The sequence below is a fragment of the Streptomyces sp. NWU339 genome (genome assembly GCF_003143855.1).
Taxonomy (GTDB): domain Bacteria; phylum Actinomycetota; class Actinomycetes; order Streptomycetales; family Streptomycetaceae; genus Streptomyces.
The window spans coordinates 43403-64281 of record NZ_QFRK01000002.1; the positions used below are offsets into that span (position 1 = coordinate 43403).

Sequence of the window (20879 nt, forward strand, 5' to 3'; positions counted from 1 at the left end):
CCCGGTGGCCGGCCAAGTCCAACTGCTAGCGCAGGTGGCTGCTCATTGCGGGACTGCTATGAGATCCAGTCGAAACCAGGCAGATCCGCAGCAGCGCCACGGAATGATCCCATGGCTCGCGCGATTGCTCCTGCATTTTTTCGGCCATTTCTGATGCCGTCCGGGTTGAGGCTCCAGGAAATATTACCGCCGAGGTTCTTGTACTGATTCAATGTTGCAGAACAGTTGTGGGGCTCGGTGCCGCACGGCACTCGCTCGGAATATACACCGACGATGTCGTCTGCGGAGATCCCGTTCGCCGGGTCGGCGATGTACCGATTCAGGATCTCTTCCGAGTGAAGACCGCCCGGGTCATTTGCTGCAGCCAGGAAGCGCGCATTCGAGCCACTTCCGACTTGATAGACGGCAACGTTCTGTGAGGCCTGAACCCTGTTCGTCATCCTTGCGTTCATGGAAATCTGGGCCAACTGTGACGACTGACAGTTGAGCGGAACCGGGCCACTGTTGTGCACGAGCACAGGGTTCGTACCCACCAGCGCGAAGAACGTGTGTACTCCGTCGACGGTGAGGTTGTGAACGCGCTGGGCCCGGTGGGTTTCGTCGATCGCGGTGATCTGGGCCCAGGTGCCGGACGAGGTCTGAAGCCACATGCCGGGCTCGAGATCCTCCGCGTTGACCCACTGGCCGAAGTCGGGCAGCCAGAACGGGTGCTCGCCCGTGGCCGTGATGGTTGCGGGCTTGGCATCGCCCTCCTTGCCGTCGGGGTCGACGGTGAGGGTGACCAGGTGCTTGACGCCGTCACCGGTGATGGTGTCGGTGACTTGGCGGGCCTGCAGGTCTCCGGTCTCCGGGTCGGAGGCCAGGACGTACTCGCCCGCCTTGAGGTCCTTGATTTTCTTCGTGGACCCGTCGGCCATCAGGACCTTGGTGCCCGGTACGAAGCTGTTCTTCTTCGCCGGGGCCTTGCAACTGCCGCCCTTCTTCTTGGGGGAAGGCTTGTCGGCCGTCTTCTTCGGTTTGGAAGCCTTGGGCTTCGGCTTGGACGTCTTCGGCTTCGCCTTGGACGACTTGTTGGCGTTCTTGACCGCGTCGGCCGCCTTGGCGCCCTTCTTGGCGTACTTCGCCGCAGTGACGGCGTTGCCGATGCCCGGGACGGCCGAGGCGAACGACAGGGCCGCGTCCGCGTAGTTGCCCTCGGCGGCGTACCAGATGCCGTTGGCGATGTCCGCGGCCTCGCCGATCACCGGGACCATGCCCGCCACGTCGAGGGCCGCGTGGCCCACGTCGGACAGGGAGATGTCCAGGCCGAAGAGGTGGCCGTCGAGCTCCACGAAGGAGATCGGGTTGCCGCCGGCGAAGGCGTAGCGGTTGCCGGTGTACGGGTCGGTGGCCAGGGACATGTCGTCCAGGGCGCCGCCGTACATGTCGCGGGTGAGGAAGCGGTTCAGGCCCGGGTCGTAGTTGCGGAAGCCCATGTCGTAGGTGCCGGAGCCGTCGTCGTACCGCTGCGCGTTGTAGCGGTAGTCGTTGTACTGCTCCTTGTCCGGGTTCGCCGCGTCGGGCTTGTCGGCACCGGTGAACTGCTTCTCGTCGTCCGAGCCGTAGGCCGAGTAGCCGTAGGTGGCCCGGGTGGTGCCGTCCTCCTTCGTGATCGCCTCCACGTCGCCCTTGGGGTGGTAGAGGAACTGGGAGTACTCGTGCGGGGCGGTGTCCTTGTGCTTGATCTGGGTGAGCTTCTGGCCCCACGGGCTGTACTGGTAGGACTTGGCCGCCTTGCCGGCGACCTCCTCCCGCAGCACCTTCGACTCCATGCCCAGGTACGTGAAGAGCGTCGTCTTCCCGTTCGTGCCGGACGTGGTCTGCTCCGCGGTGCGGTCGAAGGCGTCGTAGACGTACGACGTGGACCTGGCCGACGTGCCCGTGCCCGCCGTGTGCTTGGCGATGCGGTCGAAGCCGTCGTAGGTGTACTTCTCCTGCACCGAGCCGTTGGACGAGACCGTGTCGAGGCGGCCCAGCGGGTCGTAGTTGTAGGTGGAGGCGACACCCGCGGCCGTCGTCTTCAGCAGCCGGTTGCGGTCGTACGTCGACGTGGAGGTGACCCCGCCCACCGTCTGCTCGACGATGTTGGAGTTGCCGTCGTACCGGTACTTCTCCGTGCCCGCCGCGTCACCGGTCCTGGTGACCTCGGCGATGCGGTCCTGCGGGTCGTAGGTGAAGGTGGAGACGGTGTCCAGGTAGTCCGCCGCGTTGTCGGCGTTCATGACCTTCGCCGTGTCCTTGGAGCGGTTCCCGTTCGGGTCGTACTCCAGGTCGTGCGAGGCGACCAGCGTGCCGCCGGACTTCTTCTCCACCTGCGACTTGACGGCGCCGTTGAGCCAGTACGCGTAGTCGACGGTGTTGCCGTTCGGCTTCGTCTGCTTCAGCGGCTGGCCGCGGTCGGTGTAGGTGAAGGTGGTGATCTGCTGGTTGCCCGCCGTCGGCGAGTCGGCGTTCGTGATCTTGTCGATCAGGTCACGGACGTCGTACTCGGCCTTCGACCACGTCACGTCGTGGGTGGTCTCCAGCGGGTTGCCGTTGGCGTCGTAGGTGAGCGATGTCGTGTTCTTGACCGTCGAGCCCAGCTTCTCCTCGACCTTGGTGAGCTGGTTCAGCTCGTCGTAGGCCATCGTGTAGGCGTCGGCCTTCGCGCCCGGTGAGAGGTCCTTGACCTCGGTCAGGAGGCCGTTTACGTCGTACCTGTAGGTGAAGTCCTTCTTCTCGTCGTCGGTCTCACCCGTGTTCGAGCGGACCAGCTTCAGGCCGTCGGCGACGACCGTGCCGTCGGCGGCGTCGGTCAGCGTGACCTTCTGGGTGCCGGACTCGGTGAAGGAGTACGAGCCCAGTGAGACCCACTCGCCCGACCGCTGCGTCTGGTCGACCGGCTTGGTGACCTCGCCGTCCGCGTGCGTGATCTTGAACGGTGCGTCGGTCGCCGCGCCGGTCACGTCACCGTGCCGGACGAAGACCTCGTACGCGCCGTCCTGCGGGATGTTCAGCTGCCAGGTGAAGCTGTCCGCGCCGGTACCGGTGGCGTTGGTGCGGACGTTGTAGCCCCACTGGCCGGTCGCCTGCGAGGCGTCCCAGTTGCCCTGCGCCGCCGTGTTGTTGACGTCGGTGGAGTCGACGACCACGACCTGGTTGCCCACCGGGATGCCGTCGTCGGAGCGCGCCTTCTGGTTGCCCGACGGGTAGAAGTCCCACGTCATCGTGCGCTGCGACGAGCCGCCGGCCGAGGTCAGTGTGTTGCGCGTCTGCTGGCCGAGCGCGTTGTAGTCGTAGGACGTGGTGATCTCGAAGGGGTCCTTCGCGGTCCTCGTCCACCCGTTGTCGTAGTAGGTGTACTCGGTGTCGTTGCGGACGCTCTGCCCCTGCGACGGCGGCGCGGAGACACGCTCCAGCTGTCCGACCGGGTCGTAGAAGTAGAACGTCTTGTCCGGTGTGCCGTAGCGGGCGTCACCGGTGTCGAACGGGCTGAGCCGCTCCTTGACCCGGTTCAGCTCGTCGTAGACCGTCTCGACGGTGAAGTCGGTCGCGTCGTCGGTGGTCTCGACGCCGCGGGGGCTGATCTCCTTCGTCCGGTTGCCGACCTCGTCGTACTCGAAGCGGGTGGTCCGGTACGTGATGGTGCCGGAGCCGTCCTTCGAGTAGGGGACCTTGATCTCCTCGGCCAGGCCGCGCCGGTCGAAGGTCGTCAGGGTGCTGTTGCCCTCGGCGTCGGTGGCCTTGGGCGAGCGGCCGTCGAGGTCGTACTCGACGGTGGTGAACTTGCCGGCCGCGTCCGTCGTCCTCACGACCCGGTGGTTCAGGTCGTAGGTGTACTTCGTGGTGAAGTCGGCGGTGTCCGCGGTGGCGTTCTTCTTCGGGTCGACGAGGGTGACCAGGTTGCCGACGTCGTCGTACTCGCTGGAGACCTTGTCGCCCTTGGCGTTGACGACGGAGACCGGCTGGTAGATCTCGTCGTAGGTGTAGGTGGTGGTGTAGTCGCCGACCGTGGCCGTCAGGTTGCCCTTGGGCTCGGTGACGGTCCTGACGTTGCCGACCTTGTCGTACGTGGTGGTCGTGCGCCGCTCGCCGTCCGTGGGCTCGTCCTTGGGCGCGAGCGAGGCGGTGACCTGGTCGGCTGCGTCGTACACCGAGGTCGACTCGGCGCCGTTCGGCGCGAACACCTTCACCAGGTTGTTGTTGGCGTCGTACTCCGGTGCCGGGGTGATGATGTAGGCGTCGTCGGCCTGGTCCTTGGGCTGCTTCTGCTCCAGCGGGCGGCCGAAGTAGTCGTAGGCCTGGGTGACCTTGGCGCCCTTGGCGTTGACGACCTCCGTGGTGTTGCCGCGCTCGTCGTAGACGAACGTGGTGGAGTTCTCCAGCGCGTCGGTGATCTTCGCCGGGTAGCCGTGCGGGCCGAAGCCGGCGTACGTGGTGCTGTTGCCGTTGGCGTCGGTCTGCTGGGTGGGCTGGCCATGGGCGTCGTACTCGGTGGTGGCGGTGTGGTCGCCCTCGGCCGCCGAGGCGACGCCCTCCGGGTCCGTCACCGAGATCTGGTTGCCGAACCGGTCGTAGCCGAACTCCCAGGCGTTGCCGAGCGGCGACGTCTTGCGCCACAGGTCGGCGGAGTAGCCGTCGGCGCGGGTCGTGTACTCGAACTTCGTGCCCTTGTCGGGGTACCAGGCCGGGTCGCAGTAGTCCGTCGGGTTGAACTGCTTCCAGCCCTTGGTGACCTCGGCGTCCCACATCCGCAGCGGGTAGCCCGTCTTCGGGTCGTAGCAGGCGGCGGTCTTCGCGCCGTTCGCCTGCTGCGTGTAGACGACGTTGTTGTCCGCGTCCCAGCTCAGCTCGGTCGTCTGGGACTTGGCGTTCGTCATCCGCACCGGGCGGCCGAAGTCGTCCAGGACGTGGTCCGTGGCGTGTTTCTCGGCGTCGGTGACCCTGGTGTCGGTGAACTTCGGGTTCGTCGCGTCGGGCCGGTAGGCGAAGTCCGTGGTGTGGTCGCGGCGATCGGTGATCGTCTGCGTCCACCAGTGGTACTTCGGGTCGTCACCCTCCTTCGGGTAGTAGTACGCCAGCGAGGTGGCGTTGCCGCGCGGGTCGGTCGCCTTGACCAGCTTGACGTTCTTGTTGCCCTGGGTGGCGTCGTAGGTGAGCCCGAAGACCTTCGGCTGCGAGGAGCCCTCGCCGTCGACGATCCGGCCGAGCAGACCCTTCTCCGTGTAGTAGAAGGTGATCGTGCGGCCCGAGACGTCCGTCATGGAGTTCACGTGGTCGTAGATCTTGGAGTTGGTCAGCTTCGAGCCGGTGACCTTCGTGCCCGTGTCGTCGATGTACTCGTAGGAGGCGTCGCCCTTCTCGTAGTAGTCGACGGTGAGGGACTGCCGGCCGACCGGGTCGGTGATGTACCGGAGGAACTTGGTCGGCTTGTTGTTGGACTTGCGCTCCTCGTACGTGAACGTCTGCGTGTTGCCGTCGTTGTCGACGGCGGACGTCATGTAGCCGTCGCAGCCGAAGAGGAAGCGGGTGCCGTCGGGGCGCGTGAGCGTCCAGGCGTCCGGAACCGGGTCGGCCGACGGTTTGCAGTCCAGACCGGGCTTCGACTCCAGCCGGAAGTGGACACCCGCCGGTGCCTTCCAGGTGCCGTTGTCCTGCTTGCGGAAGACGTGCGTGGTGCCGTCGCCGTCCGGGAGGCGGACCTCCGTCGGGTTCGGGTTGGGGTGGAAGTCCAGCGGCGCGCCCAGCCGGGTGGGCCCGGAGACCTGCGCGGACCAGCCCGCGCCGAGCACCGTGTCGGAGGTGTCGAGGCTGTTGTAGGCCAGGCGTGCGAAGGTGTTGAGACCCCGGCCCGGGTTGTTGATCGCGTTGTAGGACCAGACGTTGTTGCCCGAGGCCAGGTTGTTCATCAGCGTCGAGCCGGCGCCGGTGTTCTTGCCGGTGTAGGAGTAGAACTTCTCCAGGCCCAGCTGGTTGGAGGTCGGGTCCTCGACGGCCACGTTCTGCTTCAGGCCGGTGACCGCCGCCGCCGTACCGGCCGCGTCCTGGACCTCCCAGGTCAGCGTGTACTCGGTGCGCTTGTTGCCGGAGTCGGAGTTGATCGGTGTCTTGACCTGCGTGGGGATGGTGACGGAGGCCCCGGGAGCGAGGTCCTGCGGCAGTGCCGTGCGGATCTGGTTGCCGCCGGTCGTGACGTCGGTGCCGTCCGGCAGGGACCACCGGTAGGTCAGCTCGTGACCGGCCGTCGTCCATTCCTGGTCGGTGGTGTTGGTGAGGGTGACGTCGACGGTGTAGGTGGTGTTCGGCGTCATCCGAGCGGGTGTGCCCGGTGCGTGGTACGTCGACTCGGGTGTCTCGTCGATGTAGGTGACGACGAGTTTGGGCCGCAGACGCTGCTCGGGCGCCTCCGAGGACAGGAAGACCGAGCGCTCCTGCTCGGCGGCCTCGTCGGCCATCTTGATCGCGACGCCGTGCCGCGTGTCCGGGTCGGTCACCCAGCCCTGCGCGAGGGAGGTGACGTCCCAGTCGCGGCGGGACGGGTCGTTGCTCATCGAGCCGACGTCGGAGACCACCTCGCCGACGTCACCGCCGGGCTTGACCCAGGCGGTGGCGGATGTGGCCTTGTTCCACGTCGCTGTCTCGTCGAAGTCCCGGGACAGCGGGCGCAGTTCGTAGACGCCTCCCGCAGCGCCGGTGGTGGTCTGGGTGCCCCACAGGCGGACGGTCGCCTGCAGTACCCGCGAGGAGGCGGGGATGCCGAGGTCGCCGAAGTCCAACAGGGTGCGGGTGTCGCCGTAGGTGGTGGAGTTGTTGCCGACCGTCAGCCAGGGCTGCGGTCCGAACTCGTCGAACGAGTCGTGGGACTGAGTCGGTTGCGCCGAGGACAGGGTGGTGTCCTGACCGGCGCTGATCACCTTGGTCGTGCGGCCCGCCTTCGGTAGCCGCACCAGCTGGGTCGGCGAGGCGATGACCTGGCCGTCCTTCGTCTTCACCGCGACCATGTAGTAGTAGGCCCGGCCGAACGGGTCGGCGCTGTCCGCCGCGGTGGGCACCGCCGTGGTGTCGGTGAAACCGTTCGCCGACCGGTCCACCGGAGCCACCAGCGTCGCCGCCGACGGCGTGAACGACTGGAAGACCGAGCGATGGACCTGGTACTTGACCAGGTCGTCGTCCGTGGAATTCGCGTCCGGGTCCTGGTAGTCGGACCAGTGCAGCTCCGCGCCCGTGGAGTGGATCACGGACGGGCTGTCCAGGTTCGCGCCCTGGCGGCCGAAGGTCAGCACCAGACGCGGGTAGTTGGCGGTCTCACCGTTGTAGGCGTATTCGCTGCCTTCGTAACGGGGGCCGCCCTTGGGGCCGTTGGTGCTCTCGTCATCGGCCTTGACCACGAAACCGTGGTTCTCGTGGGTGCCGTTGATCCACTGCTGAACCGTCTTCGTCACCTCGAACGAGTGCCAGGTGCTCACCTCGCCCGGCTTCTTGGTGACGACGCCGCCCTTGGTGAAGCGGACCGCGTCCGCGATGACCGCGGTGGAACCGGAGGCCGGGCCGTCGCCCAGGACGACCTTGCCGGTCGTGCCCGCCGTGAACGGATGCGACCCCAGGGTCTTCCACACTCCGCCGCTGCCGGACTTCTGGTCGACGGTGTACTGCTTGGATCCGCCCGCGTACGTGACCGTGTACGGCACGTTCGTCGCCCGGTCGGGCCCGGGCACGTTGTGCACCTCGACCTGGTAGGTGCCGTCCTCCGGCAGACTCGGCTGCCAGGCGTACGAATCGCCCGGCACCGAGTCCTTGTTGTACAGGTAGTCCTGGTTGACCGCGTACTGCGTATAGGCGGTGTTCCCCGACGCCGGCCACGCGCCCACCGCCGCGGTGCGGCCCGTGTCCCCGTCGTCGACCACGACGGACGTGCCGGACAGCTCACCGGTGAGGTCCTTGGCGCTGTCCCAGGTGGCCTCCGCCTCCTTCCAGGCCCGGGTGGCCCGGTGCGCCTGAAGCTGCACCTCGTCGCCGGAGGTGGTGTGGGTCTGGTCGTAGTACAGCTTCAGGTCCGCCGAGTCCACCGGCGTCCCGGCGGGAATCCGGGGCAGCGGGAAGCGCAGTAGGGCGCGGGAGGAGCCGGAGGTGGTGTTGCCGACCGACAGACGCCAGTTGTCGTCGTAGTTCGTCCCCGGCCCGTCCGAGGAGATCATCACGTCCTGCGCCGTCGACGGCGTCGGCGCGATCTCGATCGTCGGGTCGACCGTCACCGGATACCGACGTTCCTTCGCCGCCAGCCACTTGGCGTCCGGGGTGACCGTCAGTCGCCAGCCGTCACCGCTCTTGGAGAGCTTCTGCCCGACCGCGGTGCTGTACGTGGTGCCGTACGGGGAGGACTTGTCCTTCTTCGAGTCCGTCATGAACCCGGCCGGGATCACCAGCACCGGGTCGGCGGGCTCGCCGTAGAAGCGGATCGAACCGTCCTCGGCCTGCTTCGGGGTCAGCCCGTCCACGTCCAGCGTGAACGTGAACTTCACCGGCCCGGAAGGCCGTTCGTTCAGGACGATGTTCTCCTTGACGCGCCCGGCACCCACCTCGTAGGTGAGGTCCGTGCCGTCGACCGCGTCCTTGTAGGTGACGGTGCTGCCCTCGGCCACCGGCTTCAGCGTGTCCGCGCCGGCCAGGCCCATCGTCACCGACCGGCCCGCACCGGCCTCCACCCGTAGCAGCTTGTCGGCGTCCGAACCGAACCGGCTGTGCAGCGTGTTCGTCGTGTTCGCGAAGTCGAAGCCCTTCGCCTGCGACGCCCGCACGGAGGTGTCGATCGCCTTCCACGAGGCCTTCTTGCCACTGCCGTCACGGTAGGACGTCGGCACCGCCGACAGCTCCACCTCGGTCCGGCCGTCCGACATCTGCCAGTACCGGGCGTTCTCGGTACGACGGTCCGTCAGCTCCTTGACCCGCTTCGCCTTCGGCGCGTTCTTGCCCTTCGGCAGTTTCTGCCGGTCGGCGACACCCGCGTCCGACTGCGGCGGGGCCTTCGGCGACGCCTCCTCGGCGTCGTCCCCGCCCAGCCAGTCGGTGAGCGACTCGAGCACGCCCTTGCCGTCACCGTCCGACGACGGCCCGGACGACGCGTACGCCACCTGCGGCAGCGTGGTGCTCACCACCGCAGCCGCGACAAGACAGGAGATCCATCTCCCGTATCGGACTTTCACGTCCCATGCCCTCCCATTCGCGACGCATCCGCCTTCCAGGAAGTCTGGAATTCGGGCACGCCGAGCCACCGAGCGGGAATTCCCGACCGGATCTCTTCGCGGAACGCGCGAAGCGGGGCTTGTCTAATCACGCGCGAAAGGCCGCGTCAATCTCTTTCCCATTCCGGTTGATTGACGGATGATCCGGAAGGTCGACGTTGCAAACATCGAATTTATGCCCGCTTTGTTCAAGGGGTGGAACGGGTAGGTCGTCGTGCGGTATAACCGCCCGGTTCCGTGCAGGAAGAACGCGTGCACACCACGCCCCGACGAAGGCCAGGCCCATGCCGAAAACCGAGAACGCCGCAGAAGAAACGGAAACAGCCGACCCGGAAAGCATCGGAAAGGATTCAGCCACCACGGCCCGTGAATCGGCCGGAAGACGCCGTGGCGGCGACCGGGCCGGCTTCCTCGCCGCCGGAGTGATCCTCGCCGCCTGTCTGGGCTTCCTCTTGTACGGCGCCCTCGGCACGGACAACGCCACCGAACCCGAGCGGCCGAAGGCCCCGACGGCCGCCGTGACGTACCGGGTGACCGGTGAGGGCCACGTCGACGTCAGCTACCTCGCCCGCAGCGAGGGGGGCAAGGCAACCGTCGAGAAGGACATCAGGCTGCCCTGGAAGAAGACCGTTCAGGTGCCGCTGGGCCAGCCGCCCACCCTCAGCATCGTCCTCGACGGCGACGGCGGACAGGCGCGCTGCGCCCTCGCCATACGCGGCGCTCACGTCCAGAGCGCCACCGCGTCGGGCACCCACGGCCGCGCCACCTGCGCCGGCGAACTCCCCGCACCGGCCGACGCCGACTCCCCCTCGAACAGCACGCTGCCGTGACGACCACACCTGATCAGCGCCCAGTCGAGGCCACCCTCGACTTCCTGCGTTCCGCGTTCGGGCCCGAGTGGCGTGAGCCTCCCCTCGGCCATGAGGACGTCGCCGTGTGGGAGACCGAGAACCGGGTGACGCTCCCGGAGCCGTACAGAACCTTCGTTGCGGAGATCAGCAACGGGTGCAGTCTCGGTCCCGCGGAAGACGGGGGTCTGCAGCCGCTCGGGTGGCTGCCGGAGAGCTGGCCGGACCTCGGTCCGCGGCAGCCGGGAGAACTGTTCCCCCTGGAGGCGGCCTGGCAGTGGGAGGACGACGGGACGGTCGACCCTGAGGGCGATCCACGCACCGATGCCGTGTACACCAAGGGGTCGATCGTTCTGGGCTCGGAGGACGGGCAGTCGTTCTGGGTGCTGGTGACCACGGGGCCCCGCCGGGGCGAGGTCTGGATGGTGGCCGACGTGGGGGCCGGCCCGGTGCCCGGGGAGGACGCCTGGGGCTTCGAGCAGTGGGTGCGGCAGTGGCACTCCGGTGACGCTCGGTCGGCCTGAACGACTGCCCCGGGCGCTGTCGGAGCACGTGGACAGAGCCAATGACGCATGCAGCCACCAGGGTGACGGTGATCGCTGCTGTCCCCGCCGGGCGCGACGTCCCTGCTCGTTGACGATTCAACTGCGCTCCCTGCCAACTCGGCGGGCCCGGTCGGCTGCGGAGACGGCGGTGCGCTCGAGCGCCTGGGCCGGTTCGGACGTGGGCAGCGGGAGATCCAGCAGGCCGCGTATCCGGCGGAGGTGCTGTTCTCCGTTGTGCTGGTCGACGGACCGCAGATGGCTGAGGAAGGCGTCGGCGTCGGGTGCTTCGGCTGCCTGCTGCCAGAAGGGCAGTCCCGCTTCGAGTTCCGCCACGAGTCGGCCGGTGGGCGCTTCGGCGTTCGGCAGGTCGGCTTCCTCGAGCAGCCGGATGGTCTCGGCCTGTGCCTGGGCCATGCGTCCGGCCCAGGCGGTGGCGTGGGCGAGGTCCTGCCGCGGGCTCTTCGCCGGGCGGAGCGCGCCGGCGGTGTTCAGCGGTTTCACCGCCGCGAGGAACTCCAGTTGGGCGGCGCCCAGCTCGGAGGCGTTCCCGCGCACCGAGACGTCGAGTTCGGCGTCGCCCGGCCGGGCCACCCAGCACACCACGGTGCGCCGCCCGGTCGCCCATCCCTGTTCGTCGGGATGGAAGTAGTAGGTCTGCAGCCGTCCGAAGGCCATCGGATCGAGCGCGTAGTCCATGAAGAGCCTCGCGCACTGCGGCCGGGCGGTCGCCGCGATGCCGTCGAGCCCCGGGAAGTCTCCCTCGGTGAGGGTGAAGGAGGCGTAGGCCTCTGCGCGGTGCGGTTTGTCGCAGGGGATCAGTTGCACACTTCCGTCGCCCAGCGGCGGTGTCCCTGGTTCCGGCAGCCCGCCACGCGGGGTGAAGCAGTCACCGGTGCGGATCGACTGGATCGTGGCCTGGCCCGGCCTTGTGACGTCGCCGCTGTCGCTGCGAGCGGGAAGTGTCCAGATCCTGAAGTCGATGACCGGGATGACGACAGCTGCCAGCAGGAGAACCGCTCCGGAGACGGAGAGCCCGGCGATCGCCAGGCCCGTGCCCCGCTGCCCCGTCGGGGGATCTGCCACAACGCGACGCAGCCGAAGACCAGCCCCAGGGGCGCGAGGCAGAGCAACGACGTCACCAGGGAGGTGACCGCCAGGCCGTTCAACGCCGGTGGCGCGGGTGCGGGACGCCACTGTGGTTCGGGACGGGACCACGGGCCGGGCGGCTCGGGAAAATTCGGCGGAGGGGAAACCGACATCCGATTCCAGCCTTTCTCGGACTGGGGCTGCCATGAGTCCTGCCGCAGCCCGCTCAGCGCATCAGCGGGGGCCGATGCAGGTGTACGAACCCGGGGCAGAGCCAGGCCGGAAGTGCGATAACCAGACCTCGCAGACGGCCTGTTGTCGACGTGTCAGGTTCGGAAGTCAGCCGTGTTCCGTCGCCCGCGAGCAGGTGAAAGGGCGGCTCGCGGGTGCGCGGGCGAATTATTGACCAATGGATCGAGGCCCCGTCAAGCCCAAGGACATTCAGGGAATTTACCCCACCGAAAAGCAGTCGGTTCGCCCCTTTTGCTCTCCCCGTCGCGCGGCGCGCTCCGCGTGGTGTATAACCGCCCGGTCCGACTTCAGTTGCATGCCGCATCGATCCGTCACACCGAGAGCCGGGCCCTGTTCGTGTCATCGAAGGAATCCGCGAAATCCACGGAATCCGTAGAAAGCGAAGAACCGGAGAGTACGTCTGAGGGGCCGCACCACGCGGAAGCCGGGAGCGGTGTGAAGGCGGATGCGGCGGCGGCCGGCGCCGAAACCACCGGTGCGCAGAACGGTGCGGGCGAGCACGCGGGCAAGAACGCGAGCGGTGACGCTCGTCCTCGGCGAGCAGGGCGGCCGGGCGGCCTGCACACTCGCGATCCACAGCGGGCACGTCCAACGGGCCGCTGCTGTGGGTGAGTTCGGCCGCGCCACCGGTGTCGGCGAGCCGCCCGCCAACGACAACTGATCTTCACGTACAAGGTTCACAAGGGGTGGGCATGAGTCCAGGGGGAACCCGCGCACGGCGTACGAGAACGTCGAAGCGCACGATCTGGCTGGCGGCCGGGGCCGTGGTCCTGGCAGGCACCGGTGTGACGGCCGTGGCCGTCGGCGGAGGTTCCGAGGGCGGCGGCGCCGACGAGGCCGCGCGTCCTGCGCAGGCCCATACGCTGGCGTTGACCGGCAAGGACCCGAAGAAGCGCGAACTGCCGCGCACCGAAACACAGTTGTTCTCGCTCATCGGTGTCTCCTGGGAGGACAGCGCCGACGAGTTCGAGGGCACCGCGCAGATCCGTACCCGCGGGGCGGAGGACGGCGCGTGGACCGACTGGCGCGACCTCGACTTCGACATCCGGGCCCCCGAGACGCAGGAGGGTGACGCCGGCGGTGTCCGGGGCGCGTCCGAGCCGCTGTGGGTGGGGCCGTCGGACGCCGTCGAGGCCCGTGTCGTGGCCGGCGGCAAGGAGACAGCCGTGCCGGACGCGCTGCGGCTGGACATGATCGACCCGGGCGAGACGAAGGGCGGCAAGGGCAAGGGGAAGGGGAAGACCGGCAAGGGGCAGGAGAACGGCAACGGCAACGGCAACGGGAAGGGCAACGGCAACGGGAAGGGCAACGGGAAGGGCAACGGCAAGCCGTCCGCTGAGCCCGGTGACTCCGGGACCACCGTCCCGGACCCGTCGCAGTCCGGCGGGGAAACCGAGCCGAGCGGCGCCCCCGAGCAGCCGACCGGGCCGTCCTCGGAGCCGACCGAGCCCCCGGCCACCGAGCAGCCGGCCACCTCCAGCGCCCCGGAGCCCTCCGAGGAGCCGACGCAGGATCCGACGGCCGAACCGAGCGCCCCCGCCCCGAGCGAGGAGCCGACCGCCGAGCCCAGCAGCCCGGGCGCGGAGCCGACGACGCCGGAGCCCTCCGAGGAGCCGACGCAGGACCCGACGGAGGACCCGACACAGGACCCCACGCAGGACCCGACGGCCGAACCGAGCGCCCCCGCCCCGAGCGAGGAGCCGACGGAGGAGCCCACCGCCGACCCGACCACCGAGCCCACGGCGGAGCCGAGCACCCAGCCGGACCCGGCCGAGTCGACGACGCCGGCCGCGCCTGCCGCACCGGCGGTCGTCAGCCGTGCCGGCTGGGGCGCGGACGAGTCGCTCGTCGCCGACCCGCCGGACTACCTGGACAAGGTCGACGCGGTCTTCGTGCACCACACGGCCGGTACGAACAGCTACGAGTGCGCCGAGTCGCCGGCCATCATCCGGGCGATCCTCATGTACCACGTGAAGAGCAACAGCTGGAACGACATCGGCTACAACTTCTTCGTCGACAAGTGCGGAACGGTCTTCGAGGGCCGTGCCGGCGGCACCGACAAGCCCGTCCGGGGCGCCCACACGTACGGCTTCAACGGCTCCTCGGCCGGTGTCTCGCTGCTCGGTGACTACGAGAACGGCGGTATTCCGACGGCCGCGGCCAAGAAGGCGATCGCCGACATCTCCGCCTGGAAGCTCGGCCTGCACGGCGTCGACCCGGAGGCGAAGGTGACCCTCACCGCGGCGGCCGACGCCAAGGGCTGGAAGAACGGCGACAAGGTCACGCTGAACGCGATTTCCGGCCACCGCGACGGCTTCGCCACGCTCTGCCCGGGTGTCGCGCTCTACTCGGCGCTGCCGGAGATCCGCCGCACGGCGGGCGCGTCGGAGTACGCGGGCTGATCCGCATACGCGAACCGATCCCGCGGGGAAACGGCGACGGGGCACTTCGGGCGGGCTGCCCGGAGTGCCCCGTCGGGGGTGCGCGGTGCGTGGCGCCCGGTCCGCGCGTCGCTGCGGGTGCACGCGGACCGGGGCCGTAAGGGGGAGCCCGGCGGGGCTCAGCGGGACGCGAGTTCGCGCAGCTCGAGGGCCGCGGTGTGCGCGTCCATCCGTTCGGCGGCCAGAATCGCGGCCACCGTGTCGGCGCGGGAGGCGGCGACGACCAGGGCGCGGCCCGCGCGGGCGTGCGCCTGTCGGTGCAGGGCCGTGGCGTTCGCCTGACGGCCCCTCGTGGTCGCCGACGCGCGGGCCGGCTTACGTCCTCCCCGCAGGCGGGTCACCTGCTCGGCGAGCCGCTCGGCCGCGGTGTCCAGATCGGTCGAGGGTGCCGCGACACGCAGCTCGTCGGTGACGGCGAGCAGCGCGGCGAGATGGCCCGCGAGCTGGATGTCCAGCTCTTCCTCACGGGAGCGGTGGGGGAAGTCGTGGGGAGTGCCGGCCATCGTGCGGTGGACCGACTTGCTGCGGATCGGTTCGTACATGGATGGCCTCCTGAGTGCTAACAGGAAACCATCCTAGCTTGGATTTCGTCTAAAGTTGAGTCGCTCACAAGATCGGACAGCTTAGACACACAGGGTGAGCGCGCACCCCGTCAGAGCTGGCCGTAGCCGTCCAGGAAACGGGCGATCCGGCCCACCGCGTCCCGCAGGTCGTCGACCGACGGCAGGGTCACCACCCGGAAGTGGTCGGGTTCCGTCCAGTTGAAGCCGGTGCCGTGCACGACCATGATCTTCTCGCTGCGCAGCAGGTCCAGGACCATCTGCCGGTCGTCCCTGATCTTGAAGACGTCGGGGTCGAGGCGCGGGAAGAGGTACAGCGCCCCCTTCGGCTTCACGCAGGTCACGCCCGGGATCTGGGTCAGCAGTTCGTACGCCACGTCCCGCTGCTCGCGCAGCCGGCCGCCCGGCAGCACCAGGTCGTTGATCGTCTGGCGTCCGCTGAGCGCGGCGACCACTCCGTGCTGGCCCGGCATGTTCGCGCACAGGCGCATGTTCGCCAGGATCGTCAGACCCTCTATGTAGGAGTCGGCGTGCGCGCGGGGCCCGGAGACCGACATCCAGCCCACCCGGTAGCCGGCCACCCGGTACGCCTTCGACATGCCGTTGAAGGTGAGGGTGAGCAGGTCGGGGGCGACGGAGGCGGTGGGGGTGTGGACGGCGCCGTCGTAGAGGATCTTGTCGTAGATCTCGTCCGAGCAGACCAGCAGGTTGTGGCGGCGGGCGATGTCGGTCAGGCCCTTGACCATCGCCTCGTCGTACACCGCGCCGGTCGGGTTGTTCGGGTTGATGATCACGATCGCCTTGGTGCGGTCGGTGACCTTGCGTTCGATGTCGGCGAGGTCCGGCATCCAGTCGGCCTGCTCGTCGCAGCGGTAGTGCACCGCCGTGCCGCCCGACAGGGACACGGCGGCCGTCCACAGCGGGTAGTCCGGCGCCGGGACCAGCACCTCGTCCCCGTCGTCCAGCAGCGCCTGCATCGCCATCACGATCAGCTCGGAGACGCCGTTGCCGATGAAGACGTGCTCGACGTCGGTCTCGATGCCGAGGGTCTGGTTGTGCATGACGACCGCCCGGCGCGCGGCCAGCAGCCCCTTCGCGTCGCCGTAGCCGTGCGCCGACGACACGTTGCGCAGGACGTCCTCGAGGATCTCGGGCGGGCACTCGAAGCCGAACGCGGCCGGGTTTCCGGTGTTCAGCTTGAGGATGCGGTGACCGGCAGCTTCCAGCCGCATCGCCTCCTCGAGCACCGGGCCCCGGATCTCGTAACAGACGTTGGCGAGCTTGGTCGACTGGATCACCTGCATGCTGGGAGCTTACGACTCGGTAATGCCCCGCGCGCCGTGTCATCCGCCACGTGAGATGCGTCGGTTCGGGTCGTGGGGTCCGCGCGGGGCCCTTGTGGGCGCCCGCTTCCCCGCGGTGCGGCGCCCGGCCCGGGTCCTCTCGGGCGGTCCGAGGGGTGCGGCGCTCGACGCCCCGAGTTCCCCCGAACGTGTATCAGTCCGACGCCTCCACCACCTCCACACCGACCTTTTTCACGTCGGCCGCCTCCCCTTCCACAGATCCGGGAGACCCTGGCTCGGGCGACTTCCGTGACCGTCCCGGATGGGGTCGAGGAAGTCCGAAGAACCCAGGTGGGCGCGGGTGACGGCCGGGCGGCCCCGTGAACCTACCGGCCGGAAACAAGGGCTTGTCCTCTCGACGCGGGCGTGCTGAAAATGCACATGACAATTCTGTGGGTGGCCGGAGGAATCCGCGCCACCTCCGTCGCAAGAGGGGACCCCCATATGAGAAAACCTCTCGTCGTCGCGCTCTGCGCCCTGGCCCTGGCCGCGGCCGGTGCGACGCCCGCGGTCGCCGCCGCGCCCACCCCCACGGGCGCGGACACGGCCACGGGCACCGGCGCGGGTTCGACCGCGGTGCCGGACGTCGTCAACGGCGTGGTCGACAACGTCGTCTCCACCGTGACGGACACCGCGTCGGAGACCGTGGCCGGACTCACCGCGCCGCGGGCCGGGGCGGTGAACCTCGCGGGCACCGTCTCGCTCAGCAACTGCTCCGGCTCAGTCGTCCGCATGCCCGACTCGGCGGCCGACGACCCCGCGCTCGTCCTCACCAACGGCCACTGCCTGGAGAGCGGCTTCCCCGGGGCCGGCGAGGTGCTCGTCGACCGGGCGTCCGGCCGAAGTTTCGGACTGCTGAACGCCTCCGGTGCCAAGGTCGCCACCCTGCGCGCCGACCGGCTGGTCTACGCGACCATGACCGACACCGACGCGGCGGTCTACCGCCTCGGCACCACCTACGCGCAGATCAAGAGCGCGTACGGCATCGACGCGCTCACGCTCGCCGACACCCGCCCGGCGGCCGGCACGGCCGTCAGCGTGCCCTCCGGATACTGGAAGCGGATCTACAACTGCTCCGTCGACGGGTTCGCGTACCGGCTGAAGGAGGCGGGCTGGACCTTCAAGGACTCGGTCCGCTACACCCCCGCCTGCAACACCATCGGCGGCACCTCCGGCTCGCCGGTCGTCGACGACGCCACCGGGAAGGTGGTCGCCGTCAACAACACCGGCAACACGGACGGCGGGCGCTGCACGATGAACAACCCGTGCGAGGTCGACGAGAACGGCGCCGTCACGGTCCGCCGGGGCATCAACTACGCCCAGCAGACCTACCCGTTCACCGCCTGCTTCGGCCTGGACGGCAAGCTCGACCTGTACGCGAGCGGCTGCACCCTGCCCAAGCCGTGACCCGCCCGGCGCGGGCGGGTGGTCAGCGGGGAGACCTGCGGACCGCCCGCCCCGCCAGTACGTCGGTGCGCCGCCCGTCCTCCATCACGAACCGCCCGTCGACCAGCACGTACGGGATGCCCACGGGGAGTGTCCGGGGCTGCTCGAAGGTGGAGCCCGCGGCCACCGTCCGCGGGTCGAACAGCACCAGGTCGGCCTTGTACCCCTCGCGGACCAGTCCGCGGTCCGCGAGCCGCAGCCGGGCGGCCGGCCGAGACGTCAGGTGCGCGACGCACTCCTCCAGCGACAGCACACCCAACTCCCGCACGTACCGCCCGAGATACTGCGGGAACGTGCCGTACGCGCGCGGGTGCGGCTTGGCGCCCTGGAGAATGCCGTCCGAGCCGCCGGTGTGCACCCGGTGTCGCATGATCGCCCGCACGTTCTCCTCGTGGCCGACGTGCTGCAGGATCGACGGGGCCAGCCTGTCCTTGAGCAGCAGCTCACGCGCGAGGGCCCACGGGCTCTCCCCGCGCAGCGCGGCCGACTCCCGCACCGTGCGGCCCACGTACTCGCCGAGCGCGGGGTCGCCCACCCCGGAGATCTCGATGGTGTCCCACTCGATGGGCACCCCGTGGCAGCCGTCCGAGCCGGTCACCTCCAGGTGGTGCCGGATCCGCTCGGCCGTCCCGTCGTCCGCGAGCCGCCTGAGCGTCTCCTCCGGGCCGCCCTCGCTCGCCCAGCTCGGCAGCATCGCGACGAGGGTGGTGCAGCCCGGCGTGTACGGGTACGTGTCGAGGCTGATGTCGGCGCCGGCGGCCAGCGCCTCGTCCAGCAGCGCCAGCAGCTCGGGCGCCCTGCCCTTGTTCACGCCGAAGTTCATCGTCGCGTGCGCCAGGTGCAGCGCGCAGCCCGCCTCCCGGGTGAGCGCCACCATCTCCTCGTACGCCTCGAGCGCGCCCGCGCCGTAGGAGCGGTGGTGCGGGCAGTAGTAGCCGCCGTACCGCGCCACCACCCGGCACAGCTCGGTGAGTTCGGCCTCCTTGGCGTACATGCCGGGCGTGTACGTCAGCCCCGACGACATGCCGACCGCGCCCTGCTCCATCCCCTCCGCGACCAACTGCCGCATCCGGTCCAGCTCCTGGGGCGTCGCCTCCCGGTCCTCCCAGCCGACGGCGAGCGCGCGGACCGTGCCCTGCGGGATCAGGTACGCGGCGTTGACCGCGATGCCCGCGTCGAGCCGGTCCAGGTACTCGCCCACCGACCGCCAGTCGAAGTCGACGTCGTCCCCGCCGCCGTTCCAGCCGGCGATGGCCGAGCGCACCTCGCCGAGCGTGCGGTCGTCGACCGGCGCGTACGACAGGCCGTCCTGGCCCAGTACTTCGAGGGTGACGCCCTGCGCCGCCTTGGCGCTGTGGTCGGGGTCGCGCAGCAGCGCCAGATCGCTGTGCGCGTGCATGTCGATGAAGCCGGGGGCCAGGACCAGCCCCTCGGCGTCCAGTTCGCGGCGGGCCTTCGGGCGCTGACAGCCCGCTGCCGCCGCCTCCTTCACGATCGAGACGATCCGGCCGCCGTCGACGACCACGTCCGCGCGGTAGGCGTGGCCGCCGGAGCCGTCCACGACATCGGCGTCCCGGATGACGAGTTCCTCCATGCCGCGGCCCCCCTAGAAGAACGTGCGGATGTAGTCGACCACCGTGCCGTCCGCCTCCGCCACGGGAATGAGTACCCACTTGTCGAACGAGGTGCACGGGTGCGACAGCCCGAGCCCCAGCCAGTCGCCGACCTCCAGGTCGGTCTCCGGGGTGGTGCGCAGCCAGGCGTGCTGGTCGGAGAGGGAGACCACCGAGACGCCGGTCGCCGGACGCTCGGCGCCGTCCCGGCGGATCACCTGGGCGAACGGCAGGTCGAGGTCGTAGGCCGCGTCCCGCTTGCCGGCGTTGGCGAAGGCCTGTTCGGCGGACGGGCGGGACACGATCTGCGTCCACAGCCGGAACGCGGGTTCCAGCGCGCCCTCCTCCGGTACCCGGTTGAACGGCGTCACCGCGCTGTAGTGCCCGTCGTCGTGCGAGACGTACGCACCCGAGCGCAGCAACTTCAGTACGGGGGAGGAGAGTTCGGGGATCTCGGCGAAGACGTCGGCCACCGCGTCGAACCAGGCGCTGCCGCCCGCGCTCACCACGATCTCGTTCAGGCCCGCGAACCGGCCCGCCTTGTCGAAGTCCACCGCCAGGGACACCAGCCGCCGCAGCCACGCCCGCACCCGCTCCGGGTCGGCGTCCGGCACCTCGCCCTCGTACCCGGCGACCCCGACCAGCCGCAGACCGCGCGCGCCCGCCACCGCGTCGGCGACGGCGGCGCACTCCGCCTCCGTGCGCACCCCGGTCCGGGCGCCCTCGCCGGCGGCCAGCTCGATCACCACGTCCACCGGGCGGGCGGACCCGGCCAGCGCGGTGTCCATCAGCTCGACGCCGCGCACGGAGTCGACGTAGCAGACGAAGCGGAAGTCCGGGTCGGCGTCCAGCTCGCCGGAGACCCAGTGCAGGGCCGCCGTGTCCACCACCTCGTTGGCCAGGAAGATCCGCTGGACACCGAACACCCGCGCCACCCGCGCCTGGTGCGGCACCGCGAGCGTGATGCCCCAGGCGCCGTGCTCGATCTGGCGCCGGAAGAGCTGCGGGGCCATGGAGGTCTTGCCATGCGGGGCGAAGGCGAGGCCGTGCCGGGCCGCGTACGTCTCCATCAGCTTCAGGTTGTGCTCCAGGCGCTCGGCGGACAGCGCGAGCACCGGGGTGGTGAAACCGCCGGTGAACAGGTTGCGGTGCTGGGCGGCCAGCTCGCCGACGGTCAGCCCGGCGGCGTCCGGCGGGAGGCCCTTGAAACGGTGGTCGACGCGTTCCTCGGTGAGGTGCTGGTAGCTGTCGGAGCCGGGGTCGAGGACCATCAGAGCCTCCCTGATCTGGTGTGTTGCACTCTCTGCAACACCCATTGCGTACGTCGCTTACGGCTGTCTAACATCTCGGCCACGCGGGGTCAACGGAAACGCGTCCCCGCCACCACCGCAACCGCCCACGCGACCGCCGCGGACGGCACCGCGGGCGACACCGTGGACGCCCGCCACCGCCCCCGCCGCCCGACCCCGCCACGCCGAGGAGCCCCGC

At 69.4% G+C, this 20879-nt stretch carries 11 protein-coding genes; 5 read left to right on the forward strand and 6 right to left on the reverse strand.

What is annotated here, in order from left to right; translation table 11 throughout:
* Positions 1-56 precede the first annotated feature (56 nt).
* Positions 57-9167 carry a DNRLRE domain-containing protein gene (locus tag DIZ27_RS03185; RefSeq protein ID WP_258308210.1) on the reverse strand — a complete coding sequence of 3037 codons (9111 nt, stop codon included), beginning with the start codon at positions 9165-9167 and terminating at the stop codon, positions 57-59.
* 374 nt (positions 9168-9541) lie between these two features.
* Between DIZ27_RS03185 and DIZ27_RS03190 the strand changes: the two genes are divergently transcribed.
* Together DIZ27_RS03190 and DIZ27_RS03195 are read left to right on the forward strand one after the other, a co-directional pair.
* Positions 9542-10087, forward strand: coding sequence for a hypothetical protein (locus tag DIZ27_RS03190; RefSeq protein ID WP_258308211.1), 546 nt, complete (start codon positions 9542-9544; stop codon positions 10085-10087).
* Positions 10084-10629: an SMI1/KNR4 family protein gene (locus DIZ27_RS03195; protein WP_109376727.1), complete on the forward strand. Its 546-nt coding sequence runs from the start codon at positions 10084-10086 to the stop codon at positions 10627-10629. The genes DIZ27_RS03190 and DIZ27_RS03195 overlap by 4 nt, the downstream gene beginning before the upstream one ends.
* A gap of 117 nt (positions 10630-10746) precedes the next feature.
* Here the strand turns inward: DIZ27_RS03195 and DIZ27_RS03200 are convergent, their stop codons facing one another.
* Positions 10747-11733 carry a septum formation family protein gene (locus tag DIZ27_RS03200; protein WP_258308212.1) on the reverse strand — a complete coding sequence of 329 codons (987 nt, stop codon included), beginning with the start codon at positions 11731-11733 and terminating at the stop codon, positions 10747-10749.
* Between the two features lie 775 nt (positions 11734-12508).
* Between DIZ27_RS03200 and DIZ27_RS45545 the strand changes: the two genes are divergently transcribed.
* Positions 12509-12649 (forward strand): hypothetical protein, encoded by a 141-nt coding sequence (locus DIZ27_RS45545; protein WP_181383355.1) that lies wholly within the window; start codon positions 12509-12511, stop codon positions 12647-12649.
* A gap of 31 nt (positions 12650-12680) precedes the next feature.
* A complete protein-coding gene (locus tag DIZ27_RS03205) occupies positions 12681-14390 on the forward strand; it encodes an N-acetylmuramoyl-L-alanine amidase (protein WP_109377004.1) in 1710 nt (569 codons plus the stop codon).
* 158 nt (positions 14391-14548) lie between these two features.
* Here DIZ27_RS03205 and DIZ27_RS03210 read toward each other — a convergent pair whose 3' ends face one another.
* Together DIZ27_RS03210 and DIZ27_RS03215 are read right to left on the reverse strand one after the other, a co-directional pair.
* Positions 14549-14971, reverse strand: coding sequence for a hypothetical protein (locus tag DIZ27_RS03210; RefSeq protein ID WP_109376728.1), 423 nt, complete (start codon positions 14969-14971; stop codon positions 14549-14551).
* Between the two features lie 110 nt (positions 14972-15081).
* On the reverse strand, positions 15082-16293 hold the full coding sequence (locus DIZ27_RS03215) for a pyridoxal phosphate-dependent aminotransferase (RefSeq protein ID WP_109376729.1): 1212 nt from the start codon (positions 16291-16293) through the stop codon (positions 15082-15084).
* A gap of 483 nt (positions 16294-16776) precedes the next feature.
* Here DIZ27_RS03215 and DIZ27_RS03220 point away from each other — a divergent pair, with 483 nt between their 5' ends.
* Complete coding sequence (locus DIZ27_RS03220; RefSeq protein ID WP_109376730.1) at positions 16777-17739, forward strand: serine protease; 963 nt, start codon at positions 16777-16779, stop codon at positions 17737-17739.
* 22 nt (positions 17740-17761) lie between these two features.
* Here DIZ27_RS03220 and DIZ27_RS03225 read toward each other — a convergent pair whose 3' ends face one another.
* Positions 17762-19372, reverse strand: a complete 1611-nt coding sequence (locus tag DIZ27_RS03225) for an amidohydrolase family protein (RefSeq protein WP_109376731.1) — start codon at positions 19370-19372, stop codon at positions 17762-17764.
* 12 nt (positions 19373-19384) lie between these two features.
* Positions 19385-20662 (reverse strand): amino acid deaminase, encoded by a 1278-nt coding sequence (locus DIZ27_RS03230; RefSeq protein WP_109376732.1) that lies wholly within the window; start codon positions 20660-20662, stop codon positions 19385-19387.
* Positions 20663-20879: the final 217 nt, after the last annotated feature.